The sequence below is a fragment of the Sulfitobacter sp. SBS6 genome (genome assembly GCF_048285585.1).
Classification (GTDB): Bacteria; Pseudomonadota; Alphaproteobacteria; order Rhodobacterales; family Rhodobacteraceae; genus Sulfitobacter; species Sulfitobacter pontiacus.
On the sequence record NZ_JBLWBA010000005.1, the window covers coordinates 569,045 to 582,140 of the forward strand.

Below are 13,096 nucleotides of genomic sequence, written 5' to 3' on the forward strand. Positions count from 1 at the left end.
TGTGCCGCGATCTCGGTAGGCCGAGCGGCAAGATGCACGGAAAACCCTGCCCTGTCAAAAGCCTGTTGCCCCGCGCTAGACCCCGTCATTCAGGATCGACGGTTCGCGCCGCGCCGGACAGGCCGCGCGCGGGCAGACGCGACAGGTGGCCCCCACATCAAGCGCGGGCGCGCTGTCGGGCCCTGCGGGCAGGATCAACATCACCGAATGAAGCAAGGGTACCGCGTTGTAATCGCGCACGTTTTGCGTCTCGCAGGTGGCAAAACAGTCAAAGGCGGAATGGCCCCGCCCCAATTGCGCGACCCGTTGTTTCTGCACCATGCCCGGGCTGCCCAGAACGGCGAACAGCGGCCAAAGCGGGCAACAGGCCCCAAAGCGCGGCACGACGAAACCGTCGATGGATTTGCGAAAGATCAACGTGCCCGACCGGTCGCAGATCACCAGCCCTGCCCCCAGTTCCGGCACCGTTGCCATGCGCCGCAAGACGCGGGCCACGGGCTGGCGCAGCTCTGCACCAAGCGCCACGGGGTCGGGTCCAAGCCGGTCAAGCGCCTGTGTCAGCCGTGTGATCGGCAGGGCTTCGGCATCAATGGCGATCTGCTGCAACACATCGCGCGCGATGTGACGCGCGGCCACGCTTTGCAGTTCGGGGGCGGTCTGGATCAGCTTGTCGATGGCATCCGCATCCCCTTCGGTGACCTCAAGCGTGGCAAAACGATAGCGATGTGCGGCCAGAAACGCCTCTACCTCCTCTTGCGGGGAATCGGCGGCGGGGGTGATTTCGGGGTCGGCCTCAAGATAGCCCACAAGCGCCTGCGCGCTATCGGCAAGGCGACGGCTGTCCTGATCGATGTTGATGTGAAACCGGTCGCGCCATTCGGGTTCTAGCGTTTTGGTATCGGCCAAAATCGACGCGGTGGACCGGATCGCGGCAGCGGTCGTCAGCAGTTCGTGCATAGAGGCGGCCAGATGCGGGTCATGGGCCAGCCGGTCGGTCAGGGTTTCGACCGTACGCTCCAACGTCGCGATCCGGCGCTGCGCGTTGGCCAGCACATCGGCCCAGCCCGGGAACCGCCCGGCAAATTCATCGGCGCGGGTCGCCTCTGGCCCGCTGAGCCGCGCATCATCAGCTGCCTCGCGCAGGGTGGCGATCAGCGCCGCCTCCGCCCCTTCGGTCAACGCCGTCGGCTCCACCCCAAGGGCGGCCGCGATGTTAAGAAGCAGTTTCCCGCCGATTCTGCGACGGTTGTGCTCAATAAGATTCAGATAGCTGGCCGAGATGCCGATCCGCTTGGCAAGGTCCGCCTGTTTCTGCCCCGCCATCACCCGACGTTCACGGATACGGCTGCCGGTCAGCGCATCACGGGTCACGCGGCACCCCCGCGCGAATTATATCGCGTTATCAACGGCTTTCTGCGCTGCAATATCATTAAATTTACAACTCCCCCTCAACCTGTGCGAATATATTTACAGAATAGTTGTTTTTATCAAGGGGCTTGTTGATCGGTTTTCAGTTTTCCTCTCATATCATATTTGCACCTCTGTGCATCATGGACCCGGAAAAATAATCGGGCCGTGATTTCAACATTTGGGAGGAAATACATGTCATTTTCTAACTTGACGCGTCGTGGCGTGATCAAAACCGGCGCTGCTGCCGGGGCCGGTCTGGCGCTGCCGACGTATCTAAGCGCGGCCGCGCATTCCGGCTTTACCAACGCGCCAACGGGCGACACGGTGACGCTTGGCTTTAACGTACCCCAATCAGGCCCCTACGCGGACGAAGGCGCAGACGAGCTGCGCGCGTTCGAGCTGGCGGTCGAGCACCTGAACGGTCAGGGCGACGGCGGTATGCTGAACACCTTCAGCTCGAAGGCGCTGGAAGGTAACGGGATCATGGGCAAGAAAGTCCAGTTCGTGACCGGCGACACGCAGACCAAATCGGACGCGGCCCGCGCATCGGCGCAGTCGATGATCCAGAAAGACGGCGCAATCATGATCTCGGGCGGCTCAAGCTCGGGCGTGGCGGTTGCGGTGCAGGGCCTGTGCCAAGAGGCCGGCGTGATCTTTATGTCGGGTCTGACCCACTCGAACGACACCACGGGTAAAGACAAGAAAGCCAACGGCTTCCGTCACTTCTTCAACGCCTATATGTCCGCTGCCGCTTTGGCACCGGTGCTGAAAAACCTCTATGGCGACGATCGCAAGGTCTACAGCCTGACAGCCGACTACACCTGGGGCTGGACGCAGCAGGAATCCATTCAGGCCGCGACCGAAGCCATGGGCTGGGAAACCATCAACGACGTGCGCACGCCGCTCGCCGCGACCGATTTCTCGTCCTATATCGCGCCTGTCCTGAACTCCGGTGCGGATGTTCTGGTGCTCAACCACTACGGCGGAAACATGGTCAACTCGCTGACCAACGCCGTGCAGTTCGGCCTGCGCGAAAAGCAGGTGAACGGCAAGAACTTCGAAATCGTCGTACCGCTCTATTCAGAGCTGATGGCCCGTGGTGCGGGTGAGAATATCACCGGTATCGTCGGCTCGCAGAACTGGGACTGGAAGCTCGAGAACCAGATGGGCGACCGCTACAAGGGCACCAACGCTTTCGTTCAATCCTTTGGCGAAAAATACGGCTTCCCCCCCAGCCAGGCGGCTCAGACCTGCTATGCGCAGACGCTGCTGTACGCGGATGCGGTGGCCCGTGCCGGGTCGTTCAATCCCTGCGCCGTCGGCGAAGCCCTTGCCGGGTTCGAATTCGACGGTCTGGGCAACGGCCCGACGCTGTACCGCGCCGATGACCACCAGTGCTTTAAGGACGTTGTGGTCGTGCGCGGCAAAGAGAACCCCGAGAATGAATTCGATCTCGTGGAAATCGTCGAAGTCACCCCAGCCGATCAGGTCACCTATGCACCTGACCACCCGATGTTTGCGGGCGGCGAGTTGGGCGACTGCAACCCCGGCGCGTAAATCAAGTCTAAGGCAGGGGGCGACCCCTGCCTTACCTTGCCGGCGGGCTTTTCCGCCTTTCACTTCTTAAAAATTCGAGGGCACCGCGATGGACGCCATTCTTTTGCAACTTCTTAACGGGTTGGACAAAGGTTCAGCCTATGCGCTCATCGCGCTTGGTCTGACGTTGATTTTCGGCACGCTGGGTGTCGTGAACTTTGCCCATGGGGCGCTGTTCATGATCGGTGCCTTCTGCGCCGTCACGCTAAGCAAGATTTTCACGCTCAGCCATAAGGCATCGGAACCGTCCGGCGTCGATTTTCTGGGCAAGCCGAAATACGAGGACATTCTCTATATCAAGGACTGGTTCGGAGAGACCGCCGGTGCCTGGATGCTGGATTGGTCCGTTCCCCTGTCGATCCTCTTTGCCGTGCCGATCATGCTGGCCATCGGCTTTGTCATGGAGCGCGGGTTGATCAAACATTTCTACAAGCGCCCCCATGCCGACCAGATTCTGGTAACCTTCGGTCTGGCGATCGTGTTGCAAGAGGTGATCAAGTATTTCTACGGCGCGAACCCGATCCCCACCTCCGCCCCGGAGGCGTTTCGCGGGTCGTTCGACTTTGGCGTGATGCTGGGCTTTGATCCCAATGCGATCATCTACCCCTACTGGCGTCTGATCTATTTCGCTTTCTCGGCGGTAATCATCGGCGGTGTTTTTGCCTTCTTGCAGTTCACCACCTTCGGGATGGTTGTGCGCGCCGGTATGGCCGACCGCGAGACTGTCGGTCTGCTGGGCATCAACATCGACAAACGTTTCACCATCATGTTCGGCATCGCTGCGGCGGTCGCCGGTCTGGCCGGTGTCATGTACGCGCCGATCAATTCGCCCAACTACCACATGGGTATGGATTTTCTGGTGCTGAGCTTTGTGGTCGTCGTTGTCGGCGGCATGGGGTCGCTGCCCGGTGCCGTGCTGGCGGGGTTCTTGCTGGGTATTCTGGAAAGCTTTGCCTCTATGAACGAGGTCAAGAACATCCTGCCCGGTATTGACCAGATCATCATTTACGTTGTCGCGATACTCATCTTGCTGACACGCCCCCGTGGCCTGATGGGCCGCAAAGGCGTGATGGAGGAATAACCCATGCACTCACTCACGAAAAAAGACTTTCTCCTGCTGTTGGTGGTGGCATTCCTGACCATGGCAGCCCCTATCATCCTCAACCCCTTCCCCGCCGGATCAGGGCTGGCGCAGTTCAACGCGGGCTACCCCGACCTGATGCAACGCTTTGTGATCTTTGGCATCTTTGCCATCGGGTTCAACATTCTGTTCGGACTGACCGGATACCTCTCCTTTGGTCACGCGGCCTTTCTGGGGGTCGGTTCCTACTCTGCCGTGTGGATGATGAAGCTCTTGTCGATGAACGTGATCCCCGCGATCCTTTTGTCGGTGATCGTGGCGGGGCTTTTCTCTGTCGTGATCGGCTTTGTCTCGCTGCGCCGGTCGGGGATCTACTTTTCGATCCTGACGCTGGCCTTTGCGCAGATGTCGTTCAACCTTGCCTATTCGGTGCTGACGCCGATCACCAATGGCGAAACCGGCCTGCAAATCGCACTGAGCGATCCGCGTATCCTTGATGGGGCGAATGCACCCAGCTACCCCAATCTGTTCGGGGCGCAGATGAATGCGGCGACGACGCTGGATTTCGGGGCGTGGTCCTTCACCTTCTCGGTCGGCTATTACCTGTGTGCCGTGATCATGCTGCTGGCGTTCTATATCTCGATCCGCGTGTTCCGGTCGCCTTTCGGCATGATGCTGCGGGCGGTGAAATCGAACCAGCAACGGATGAACTACACGGGCCTGAACACCAAACCCTACACGCTGGCGGCCTTTGTCATCTCTGGCATGTATGCCGGTCTGGCCGGTGGCCTGCTGGCCGCAATGGACCCGCTTGCCGGTGCTGAACGGATGCAGTGGACCGCCTCGGGCGAGGTTGTTCTGATGACCATCCTTGGTGGTGCGGGCACCCTTCTGGGGCCGGTTCTGGGCGCGGGCTTTATCAAGTACTTTGAAAACATCTTTTCCAAGATCAACGATAACGTCCTGCACGGTTGGTTCGCCTTTATGCCTGACGGGCTGGAAGACACGCTGATCACGCTGATCCACCCCTTTGTGGGCAAGGGCTGGCACCTGACGCTGGGCCTGCTGTTCATGCTGGTCGTGATCTTCCTGCCCGGTGGTCTGGTCGAAGGCGGTCAACGTATCGGTCGCGTGTTCCGCCGCAAGGACCGGAACGCCGGATCGGTCGAGGCAGACGCCGCCGCACAACGCAACACACCCCCAGCCGAATAAGAAGGAGCTGAACAGATGGCCATTCTCGAAGTCAAAAATGTCGGCAAACGTTTCGGCGGGTTGCAAGCGCTGAGCGACGTAAACCTCAGCGTCGCGGAAAACTCGGTCCATGCGATCATCGGGCCGAACGGGGCGGGCAAATCCACGCTGCTGAACTGTCTGGTGGGCAAGCTGATCCCCGATACAGGATCGGTCATGTTCGACGGGCAGTCGGTGCTGGGGCGCAAACCCTACGAGATCAACCAGATGGGGATTTCCCGCGTATTCCAGACGCCCGAGATCTTTGGTGATCTCAGCGTGCAGGAGAACATGATGATCCCCTGCTTTGCCAAACGTGACGGGGCGTTCCAAATGAACGCGCTCACCGCGATGTCGAGCCAACGTGACGTGATCGAAAAAGCCGAGGAGATGCTGGTCGAGATGAAGCTCGCCGACAAGCGCCATATGCACGCGGCCTCTATGTCGCGCGGGGACAAACGTCGGTTGGAAATCGCGATGTGCCTGTCTCAAGACCCGCGCCTGCTGCTGCTGGATGAACCCACAGCGGGTATGGCGCGGGCCGATACCAACAATACCATCGACCTGCTGAAACAGATCAAGGACGAACGCGACATCACCATCGCCATCATCGAACACGACATGCATGTGGTGTTCTCGCTGGCGGAACGGATCACCGTGTTGGCGCAAGGCACCCCGCTGGTCGAAGACACCCCCGACAACATCAAAGGCCACCCCAAGGTGCGCGAGGCGTATTTGGGCGAATCCCAGGACGCCGCCTGACGCGCGGGGGCTCCCCCCTCCCGCGTCGCCCCGCTTCCACGGCTTTGCAAGGACAAGACTATGAACACGAAACCCGATTTCTCGAACAGCGCCAACCACGCCGCTACCGCCCCCGCCTATCTTTCGGTCTGGGACATCCACGCCTATTACGGCGAAAGCTACATCGTGCAGGGCGTCAGCTTTAACGTGCATGAAGGCGAAATTCTGGCGCTTCTGGGCCGCAACGGGGCGGGGAAAACCTCTACCCTGCGGGCCATCGCCCAGATCGGCGATCCCGAGTTGCGCAAAGGCGAGGTCTGGCTGGACCACCAGCCGCTGCACAAGATGGCCAGCCACGAGGCCGCCGCCAACGGTCTGGCGCTGGTCCCCGAAGACCGCCGCATCATCGCGGGTCTCACGGTCGAGGAAAACCTGCAACTGGCGCAGATCGCCCCGCCCATCGGCTGGTCGCTTGACCGCATCTACGAATTATTCCCCCGCCTCAAGGAACGCCGCAAGCAAGAGGGCGTGACCCTGTCGGGCGGCGAACAACAGATGCTGGCGATTGCCCGCGCACTGGCCCGTGACATCAAGGTGCTGCTGCTGGATGAACCCTATGAGGGGCTTGCCCCCGTCATCGTGGACGAGATCGAAAAGACCCTGTCGCTGATCAAATCCCAAGGCATCACCACCATTCTGGTCGAACAAAACGCGGTGCGTGCGCTTAAACTCGCGGATCGTGCGGTGATCCTTGATACCGGCGGCGTGGTGTTTGACGGCACCGCCGAAGAGGTGCTGAACAACGCCGAACTGCGTGCCGAATATCTGGCAATCTGACGGCCAAGACTCGACGCGCGCGGGAAAAACAGACGAAACATATGTTTCACACCGGCATTTTCCCGCGCCCGCGTCCCCCTGTCACATCCCCCATATCCCTCGCCCCGATCCGCTGCCCGATCCCGCGCTTTGCGCGGCCAAGCTTACGTTAGGCAACTGCTTGCTTTTCATGCCTGCGCCCATGCCCTATAAGGCAGCAATTCAAGGGCACAGGCAGCGCCCGATCGACTTAGACTGGCTGAGGAAAATATGACAAAAAACACCCATGACGCCGATGTGGCTTTTATCCAGGCGCTCGCCGAGTTGCTGAATGAAAACGATCTGACCGAATTGCAGGTCAAGCGGGATTACGCCGAGGATGACAGCCTGAATGTGCGCGTCAGCCGTAAACCCCCACAACAAATCGTCGCGCCGCAACAGGCGCAGTCGGCCCCTGCACAATATGCAGCCCCCGCCCCCGCGGCCCCAGCAGCGGCAGCAGCCCCTGCCGCAGACAACAGCGACCCGGCGGATCACCCCGGCGCAGTCGTCTCTCCGATGGTGGGCACCGTCTATATGCAAGCCGAACCCGGCGCGCCCGCGTTTATCTCTGTCGGGACAAGCGTTTCCGAAGGCGACACTCTGTTGATCGTCGAAGCGATGAAAACCATGAACCACATCCCTGCGCCACGCTCCGGCACGGTCAAGCGGATCCTGGTAGAAGACGGCGCCGCCGTTGAATTCGGCGCGCCTTTGGTGATCCTGGAATAAGGCGAAACCCATGTTCAAAAAAATCCTAGTCGCAAACCGCGGCGAGATCGCGTTGCGCGTGATCCGTGCGGCCCGCGAGATGGGCATCGGGTCTGTCGCCGTCCATTCGACGGCTGACAGCGATGCGATGCATGTGCGCATGGCAGACGAATCTGTCTGCATCGGCCCGCCCTCTTCGCAGCAATCCTATCTGTCGATCCCGTCGATCATCGCCGCCTGCGAGATCACCGGTGCCGAAGCGATCCACCCCGGATACGGTTTCTTGTCGGAAAACGCGGGCTTTGTGCAGATCGTCGAAGACCACGACCTGACCTTCATCGGCCCCACAGCGGAACACATCCGCATCATGGGCGACAAGATCACCGCCAAAGACACCATGAAAGAGCTTGGCGTGCCTTGCGTTCCCGGGTCTGACGGCGGCGTGCCCACATTGGCCGAAGCCAAGCGTATCGGTGAGGAAATAGGCTATCCGGTGATCATCAAGGCGACCGCCGGTGGGGGGGGCAAGGGCATGAAAGTGGCGCAATCCGCCGCTGAAATGGAACGTGCCTTCATGACCGCCCGCGCCGAGGGTAAATCGAACTTCGGCAATGACGAAGTCTATATCGAGAAATACCTCACCACGCCCCGCCACATCGAGATTCAGGTCTTTGGCGACGGCAAGGGCCGTGCTGTCCACCTGGGCGAGCGGGACTGTTCGCTGCAACGCCGTCACCAGAAAGTTTTCGAAGAGGCCCCCGGCCCGTCGATCACCGCCGAAGAACGCGCGCGGATCGGTAAAGTCTGTGCCGATGCGATGGCCAACATCAACTACATCGGTGCGGGCACGATCGAATTCCTCTATGAAAACGGCGAATTCTACTTCATCGAGATGAACACGCGTTTGCAGGTGGAACACCCTGTGACCGAAGGCATCTTCGGGGTCGATCTGGTGCGCGAACAGATCCGCGTTGCTGCCGGTATGGACATGTCCTTTACCCAAGAAGACCTGCAGATCAACGGCCACGCGATCGAGGTCCGGATCAACGCCGAGAAACTGCCGAACTTCTCGCCCTGCCCGGGCAAGATCACGCAGTATCACGCCCCAGGCGGGCTTGGTGTGCGGATGGATAGTGCGCTGTATGACGGCTATAAAATCCCGCCCTATTACGACAGCCTGATCGGCAAGCTGATCGTCCACGGGCGCGACCGCCCCGAAGCGCTGGCGCGTCTGCGTCGCGCCTTGGGCGAGCTGATCGTGGATGGGGTCGACACCACGGTGCCGCTGTTTCATGCGCTGCTGGACGAACAAGACGTGCTGACAGGGGATTACAACATCCACTGGCTAGAGCATTGGCTTGAAACCAACTTGGGCAATGCCTGACCTCACGCCCGAGCTGTTATTACACGGCTATTCCATCGGGATTTTCCCCATGGCCGAACACCGCGACGACCCAGAGATTTTCTGGGTCGATCCGCGGCGTCGGGGTGTCTTTCCCCTCGACGGGTTCCATATCTCGCGGTCCCTGTCGCGCGCAATGCGGCGCACGCGATTTACCATCACCACCAACACCGCGTTCAACGAGGTTGTCACCGGCTGCGCCGACCGCGCCGACACCTGGATCAACGCCGAGATTTTCAGCCTTTACGCCCAGCTACACGCGCTTGGTCATGCCCACGCCCTTGAGGTCTGGGAGGATGACATGCTGGTGGGCGGGGTCTATGGCGTCACGCTGGGGCGTGCGTTCTTTGGCGAAAGCATGTTTTCAAGGCGCGACAACGCGTCCAAGATTGCGCTGGCCTGTCTGGTAGACCGGCTGAACCGCGGCGGGTTCACCCTGTTTGACACGCAGTTCCTGACCCCGCATCTGGCGTCCCTTGGCGCGCAAGAGATCACCCGCGCGGCCTATCACGCACGGCTAGAGATGGCGTTGATGAAAACCGCAGACTTCACAGCGCCCGCTGCGGCCAGCCCTCAAGAGGTGGTGCAGCGGATGACCCAGATGTCATAGCGCGGATGCTCCAGCGCCGACAGCGCGGGGGCAGAGGCGATCATCCAGCCTGCAAAAAGCCGGTTCTCGTCGCCCGTCTCGACGATATCAAGCTCGGCATAGGCGTCGCCCGCAGGGTTGCCCGACGGATAGCGACATTCATTCATTGTCACATTCAGATTGCCCACGCGCGCCGTTTCGCCACGGCGCATTTCAACGTCACGCGACACACCCGATACCTTGTCGAGCGCGCGCAAAACTCCGCCTTCAGCGCTGGCGACCTGCTGTGCCTGCACCGGTGCGGCCATTATGGCGAGCATCATCAATATCTTGCGCATCACATGGGTTCCTTGAACGTCAAAGGGCGTTGCCAGCACAGCCGGGCCGTCGCAGCAGCGCGCGCCCGATCACGGGGCGCGCGTGTGGCGTTTATTCGGGCTGCCACGCCTCGTAGTCACCGCGGTCCGCAGGCTTCTCGCGGCGGATCGATCCTGCGGGCGCATAGGCCAAGGCGGTGCCTGTCAGGTTCTCTTGGTGGGGCTTTTCCCAGGTCTTATGCGCCAGCGGACGCGCCTCGGGGGTTTCATCCCACGAATGGTGCAGCCAGCCGTGCCAATCCGCGTTGACGCGCGTCGCCTCGATCTCGCCGTTGAAGATCACCCAGCGTTTGCTGCTGTCCGCGTTGCGGTAGTACACATTGCCCTCGGCGTCTTCGCCGACCTTGATGCCCTTGCGCCACGTGAACAGTTGCGTGTTCAGCGTCTGGCCGTTCCACCACGTCACGCCGCGCAAAAGAGAGTTGAGAATGCCCATAGAGGTCTCCTGAAGCTTTGATGGATATATGCACCAAGGCCGCGCAAAGGTCTAGCGGGCTTCGGGGCACATAGCCGCGGTTTTCAGCCGGGTAGGCAGGCGGTGACTTCGATTTCGATGCGGTATTTGTCGTCGATCAGCCCGCATTCGATCATTGTCGCGGCGGGCGGCGCGTCGCCAAAGACCTCGAACAGGATCGGCCAGCAGGGTTCGAACTCTGCGCGGTCGGGTAGATAATAGTTCACGCGCACCACATCCGCCATGGTGCAGCCTGCCTCGCGCAGGGCCCCTTCGATGGTCGCAAGGGCGGCGCGGCACTGGTCGGTCACGGTATCGCCCTGCCCCACGGTGCCCGCCACATGGACAAAGCCCCCCGCCACAACGGCGCGGCAGTAGCCGATCTTGGCTTCGAATTCACCGCCGGAAAAAATACGTCTTGTCATGATGCGCCTCTTGTCTGTCATGCCTGCCCCTGTCAAAGCGCCTGCCCCTGCGAAGGTCAAGCGACAAAGCGGCGGCCCCCTGCCAGATACGAAAAAGGCGCACCATCGCTGGCGCGCCTTGATCAGATAACATGCATGCGATGCCTAGCCGGCGGTTGCAGGCTCTTTCTCGGCGTCGGCGTGGATCATCAGCGGAGCCGCGTCAGAGGTCACCGCCTCTTCGTTCACGACCACCTCGGTGACGCTGTCCATGCCGGGCAGATCGAACATCGTGTTCAGCAAGATGTCTTCGAGGATAGAGCGCAGACCACGGGCACCGGTTTTGCGTTCGATGGCGCGTTTCGCGATCGCCAACAGCGCGTCATCGGTAAAGGTCAGCTGCGTATCCTCGATCTCGAACAAGCGCTGGTACTGTTTGACCAACGCGTTTTTCGGTTCGGTCAGGATGGTGACCAGCGCGTCCTCGTCCAGATCCTCAAGCGTCGCCAGAACCGGCAGACGGCCTACGAATTCAGGGATGAGGCCGAACTTCAGCAGATCTTCCGGTTCGAGGTCGGTGAAAATCTCGCCAATGCCGCGGGCATCCTGATCACGCACATCGGCACCAAAGCCCATGGCCGACCCTTTACCGCGCGCGGCAATGATCCGGTCCAGACCGGCGAAAGCACCGCCGCAGATGAACAGGATGTTCGTGGTATCCACCTGCAGGAATTCTTGCTGCGGATGCTTGCGCCCGCCCTGTGGCGGGACAGAGGCCACGGTGCCTTCCATCAGTTTCAGCAAGGCTTGCTGCACGCCTTCGCCGCTTACATCACGGGTGATGCTGGGGTTTTCGGATTTGCGCGTGATTTTATCAACTTCGTCGATATAGACGATGCCGCGCTGTGCACGCTCGACATTGTATTCGGACGCCTGCAACAGCTTGAGGATAATGTTTTCAACATCTTCCCCGACATAGCCCGCTTCGGTCAGTGTCGTCGCATCGGCCATGGTAAAGGGCACATCCAGAATACGCGCCAGCGTTTGCGCCAGCAGCGTCTTACCGCAGCCCGTGGGGCCGATCAGCAGGATGTTGGATTTCGCCAGCTCGATGTCCCCACCCTTCTGGGCGTGGTTGAGACGTTTATAGTGGTTGTGCACGGCAACCGACAGCACCCGTTTGGCCATCGCCTGCCCGATCACGTAATCGTCCAGAACATCACAGATGTCTTTCGGGGTCGGCACACCATCGGTGGCTTTCAGCCCCGAGGCTTTGGTTTCCTCGCGGATGATATCCATGCAAAGTTCGACACATTCGTCACAAATGAAGACAGTCGGACCTGCAATCAGCTTGCGCACCTCATGCTGACTTTTGCCACAAAAGCTGCAATAAAGTGTGTTCTTGCTGTCGCCGCTCGAAGTATTAGCCATTTCAACCCTTTCAGGTCTGTCGTTTGATCGTGTCCGCCATAGGGCAGCCATCTATATATTTTTTTGCTCGGTGCCAGCTTAGGCCAGCGGTGCGTGGTCCACAATCGCAAAATAACGGGCCACGCACGCCTTATTTACTTGCCTTTTTTGTCGCCATCTTTTGGCGCATCAGGATCATCCATCTTGCCGCGGTTCTCGACGATCTCGTCGATCAGGCCCCAGTCTTTGGCTTCTTCGGGCGACATGAAGTTGTCACGCTCAAGCGCTGCTTCGACTTTTTCCAGCGGCTGGCCGGTGTGTTTGACATAGATCTCGTTCAGGCGCGTTTTCAGCTTTTGCGTTTCCTGCGCGTGAATCATGATGTCCGTCGCCTGACCCTGATACCCGCCGGAGGGCTGGTGGACCATAACGCGGCTGTTGGGCAGCGAGAATCGCATGCCTTTTTCGCCCGCTTGCAGCAACAGCGACCCCATGGATGCCGCCTGCCCGATGACCAGCGTGGACACCTTCGGTTTGATGTACTGCATCGTGTCGTAGATCGACAGGCCAGAGGTCACAACGCCGCCGGGGCTGTTGATATACATGGAAATTTCCTTGGAGGGGTTCTCTGCCTCGAGGTGCAGAAGCTGCGCCACGATCAGCGACGACATGCCGTCATGCACAGGCCCGTTAAGGAAAATGATCCGCTCTTTCAGCAGACGCGAGAAGATGTCGTACGCACGTTCGCCCCGGCTGGTTTGCTCAACCACCATAGGGACCAGCGTGTTCATATATGTATCATGTGGATCGTTCATAAAGCCTGCCTGATATTGCCG

14 protein-coding genes are annotated in these 13,096 nt (G+C 60.0%); 8 read left to right on the forward strand and 6 right to left on the reverse strand.

Going from position 1 to position 13,096, the window contains the following annotated elements:
• Positions 1-75: 75 nt before the first annotated feature.
• Entirely contained in the window at positions 76-1,371 is a 1,296-nt protein-coding gene (locus ACNQ62_RS06160; RefSeq protein ID WP_037943986.1) for a helix-turn-helix transcriptional regulator, read from the reverse strand.
• A 231-nt stretch (positions 1,372-1,602) separates the two neighbouring features.
• Here ACNQ62_RS06160 and ACNQ62_RS06165 point away from each other — a divergent pair, with 231 nt between their 5' ends.
• The 8 genes from ACNQ62_RS06165 to aat all read left to right on the forward strand — a co-directional run bounded on the left by ACNQ62_RS06165 (position 1,603) and on the right by aat (position 9,636).
• Entirely contained in the window at positions 1,603-2,967 is a 1,365-nt protein-coding gene (locus ACNQ62_RS06165; protein WP_005852796.1) for a substrate-binding protein, read from the forward strand.
• 88 nt (positions 2,968-3,055) lie between these two features.
• Complete coding sequence (locus ACNQ62_RS06170; protein ID WP_009826721.1) at positions 3,056-4,087, forward strand: branched-chain amino acid ABC transporter permease; 1,032 nt, start codon at positions 3,056-3,058, stop codon at positions 4,085-4,087.
• A gap of 3 nt (positions 4,088-4,090) precedes the next feature.
• Positions 4,091-5,299, forward strand: a complete 1,209-nt coding sequence (locus ACNQ62_RS06175; protein WP_005852794.1) for a branched-chain amino acid ABC transporter permease — start codon at positions 4,091-4,093, stop codon at positions 5,297-5,299.
• A 15-nt stretch (positions 5,300-5,314) separates the two neighbouring features.
• Positions 5,315-6,079 carry an ABC transporter ATP-binding protein gene (locus tag ACNQ62_RS06180; protein ID WP_005852793.1) on the forward strand — a complete coding sequence of 255 codons (765 nt, stop codon included), beginning with the start codon at positions 5,315-5,317 and terminating at the stop codon, positions 6,077-6,079.
• A gap of 60 nt (positions 6,080-6,139) precedes the next feature.
• On the forward strand, positions 6,140-6,895 hold the full coding sequence (locus tag ACNQ62_RS06185) for an ABC transporter ATP-binding protein (RefSeq protein WP_005852792.1): 756 nt from the start codon (positions 6,140-6,142) through the stop codon (positions 6,893-6,895).
• A gap of 249 nt (positions 6,896-7,144) precedes the next feature.
• Complete coding sequence (accB, locus tag ACNQ62_RS06190) at positions 7,145-7,645, forward strand: acetyl-CoA carboxylase biotin carboxyl carrier protein (RefSeq protein ID WP_009826719.1); 501 nt, start codon at positions 7,145-7,147, stop codon at positions 7,643-7,645.
• Positions 7,646-7,655: 10 nt separating this feature from the next.
• On the forward strand, positions 7,656-9,008 hold the full coding sequence (gene accC, locus ACNQ62_RS06195; protein ID WP_132996778.1) for an acetyl-CoA carboxylase biotin carboxylase subunit: 1,353 nt from the start codon (positions 7,656-7,658) through the stop codon (positions 9,006-9,008).
• Positions 9,001-9,636: a leucyl/phenylalanyl-tRNA--protein transferase gene (gene aat / locus ACNQ62_RS06200; RefSeq protein ID WP_418094429.1), complete on the forward strand. Its 636-nt coding sequence runs from the start codon at positions 9,001-9,003 to the stop codon at positions 9,634-9,636. Before accC ends, aat begins: the two co-directional genes overlap by 8 nt.
• Here the strand turns inward: aat and ACNQ62_RS06205 are convergent.
• From ACNQ62_RS06205 to ACNQ62_RS06225, 5 genes are all read right to left on the reverse strand, one after another.
• The gene (locus ACNQ62_RS06205) at positions 9,600-9,953 is read right to left on the reverse strand and encodes a DUF2155 domain-containing protein (RefSeq protein ID WP_340287087.1); all 354 of its coding nucleotides are present in this window, start codon (positions 9,951-9,953) and stop codon (positions 9,600-9,602) included. The two genes, aat and ACNQ62_RS06205, sit on opposite strands and share 37 nt — an antisense overlap.
• A gap of 91 nt (positions 9,954-10,044) precedes the next feature.
• Positions 10,045-10,428 (reverse strand): NADH:ubiquinone oxidoreductase subunit NDUFA12, encoded by a 384-nt coding sequence (locus ACNQ62_RS06210; protein WP_005852787.1) that lies wholly within the window; start codon positions 10,426-10,428, stop codon positions 10,045-10,047.
• Between the two features lie 83 nt (positions 10,429-10,511).
• Complete coding sequence (locus ACNQ62_RS06215; protein WP_418094430.1) at positions 10,512-10,871, reverse strand: RidA family protein; 360 nt, start codon at positions 10,869-10,871, stop codon at positions 10,512-10,514.
• A 144-nt stretch (positions 10,872-11,015) separates the two neighbouring features.
• Positions 11,016-12,281: an ATP-dependent Clp protease ATP-binding subunit ClpX gene (gene clpX, locus ACNQ62_RS06220; RefSeq protein ID WP_005852783.1), complete on the reverse strand. Its 1,266-nt coding sequence runs from the start codon at positions 12,279-12,281 to the stop codon at positions 11,016-11,018.
• Positions 12,282-12,415: 134 nt separating this feature from the next.
• The gene (locus tag ACNQ62_RS06225) at positions 12,416-13,075 is read right to left on the reverse strand and encodes an ATP-dependent Clp protease proteolytic subunit (protein ID WP_009826714.1); all 660 of its coding nucleotides are present in this window, start codon (positions 13,073-13,075) and stop codon (positions 12,416-12,418) included.
• Between the last annotated feature and the right edge of the window lie 21 nt (positions 13,076-13,096).

Bases quoted from the DNA above. Each gene is read 5' to 3' on its own strand.
- aat (WP_418094429.1), top strand. From the start codon at position 9,001: ATGCCTGACCTCACGCCCGAGCTGTTATTACACGGCTATTCCATCGGG.
- ACNQ62_RS06180 (WP_005852793.1), top strand. From the start codon at position 5,315: ATGGCCATTCTCGAAGTCAAAAATGTCGGCAAACGTTTCGGCGGGTTG.
- ACNQ62_RS06215 (WP_418094430.1), bottom strand. From the start codon at position 10,871: ATGACAAGACGTATTTTTTCCGGCGGTGAATTCGAAGCCAAGATCGGC.
- accB (WP_009826719.1), top strand. From the start codon at position 7,145: ATGACAAAAAACACCCATGACGCCGATGTGGCTTTTATCCAGGCGCTC.
- clpX (WP_005852783.1), bottom strand. From the start codon at position 12,281: ATGGCTAATACTTCGAGCGGCGACAGCAAGAACACACTTTATTGCAGC.
- ACNQ62_RS06185 (WP_005852792.1), top strand. From the start codon at position 6,140: ATGAACACGAAACCCGATTTCTCGAACAGCGCCAACCACGCCGCTACC.
- ACNQ62_RS06175 (WP_005852794.1), top strand. From the start codon at position 4,091: ATGCACTCACTCACGAAAAAAGACTTTCTCCTGCTGTTGGTGGTGGCA.
- ACNQ62_RS06165 (WP_005852796.1), top strand. From the start codon at position 1,603: ATGTCATTTTCTAACTTGACGCGTCGTGGCGTGATCAAAACCGGCGCT.
- ACNQ62_RS06210 (WP_005852787.1), bottom strand. From the start codon at position 10,428: ATGGGCATTCTCAACTCTCTTTTGCGCGGCGTGACGTGGTGGAACGGC.
- ACNQ62_RS06205 (WP_340287087.1), bottom strand. From the start codon at position 9,953: ATGCGCAAGATATTGATGATGCTCGCCATAATGGCCGCACCGGTGCAG.
- accC (WP_132996778.1), top strand. From the start codon at position 7,656: ATGTTCAAAAAAATCCTAGTCGCAAACCGCGGCGAGATCGCGTTGCGC.
- ACNQ62_RS06225 (WP_009826714.1), bottom strand. From the start codon at position 13,075: ATGAACGATCCACATGATACATATATGAACACGCTGGTCCCTATGGTG.
- ACNQ62_RS06170 (WP_009826721.1), top strand. From the start codon at position 3,056: ATGGACGCCATTCTTTTGCAACTTCTTAACGGGTTGGACAAAGGTTCA.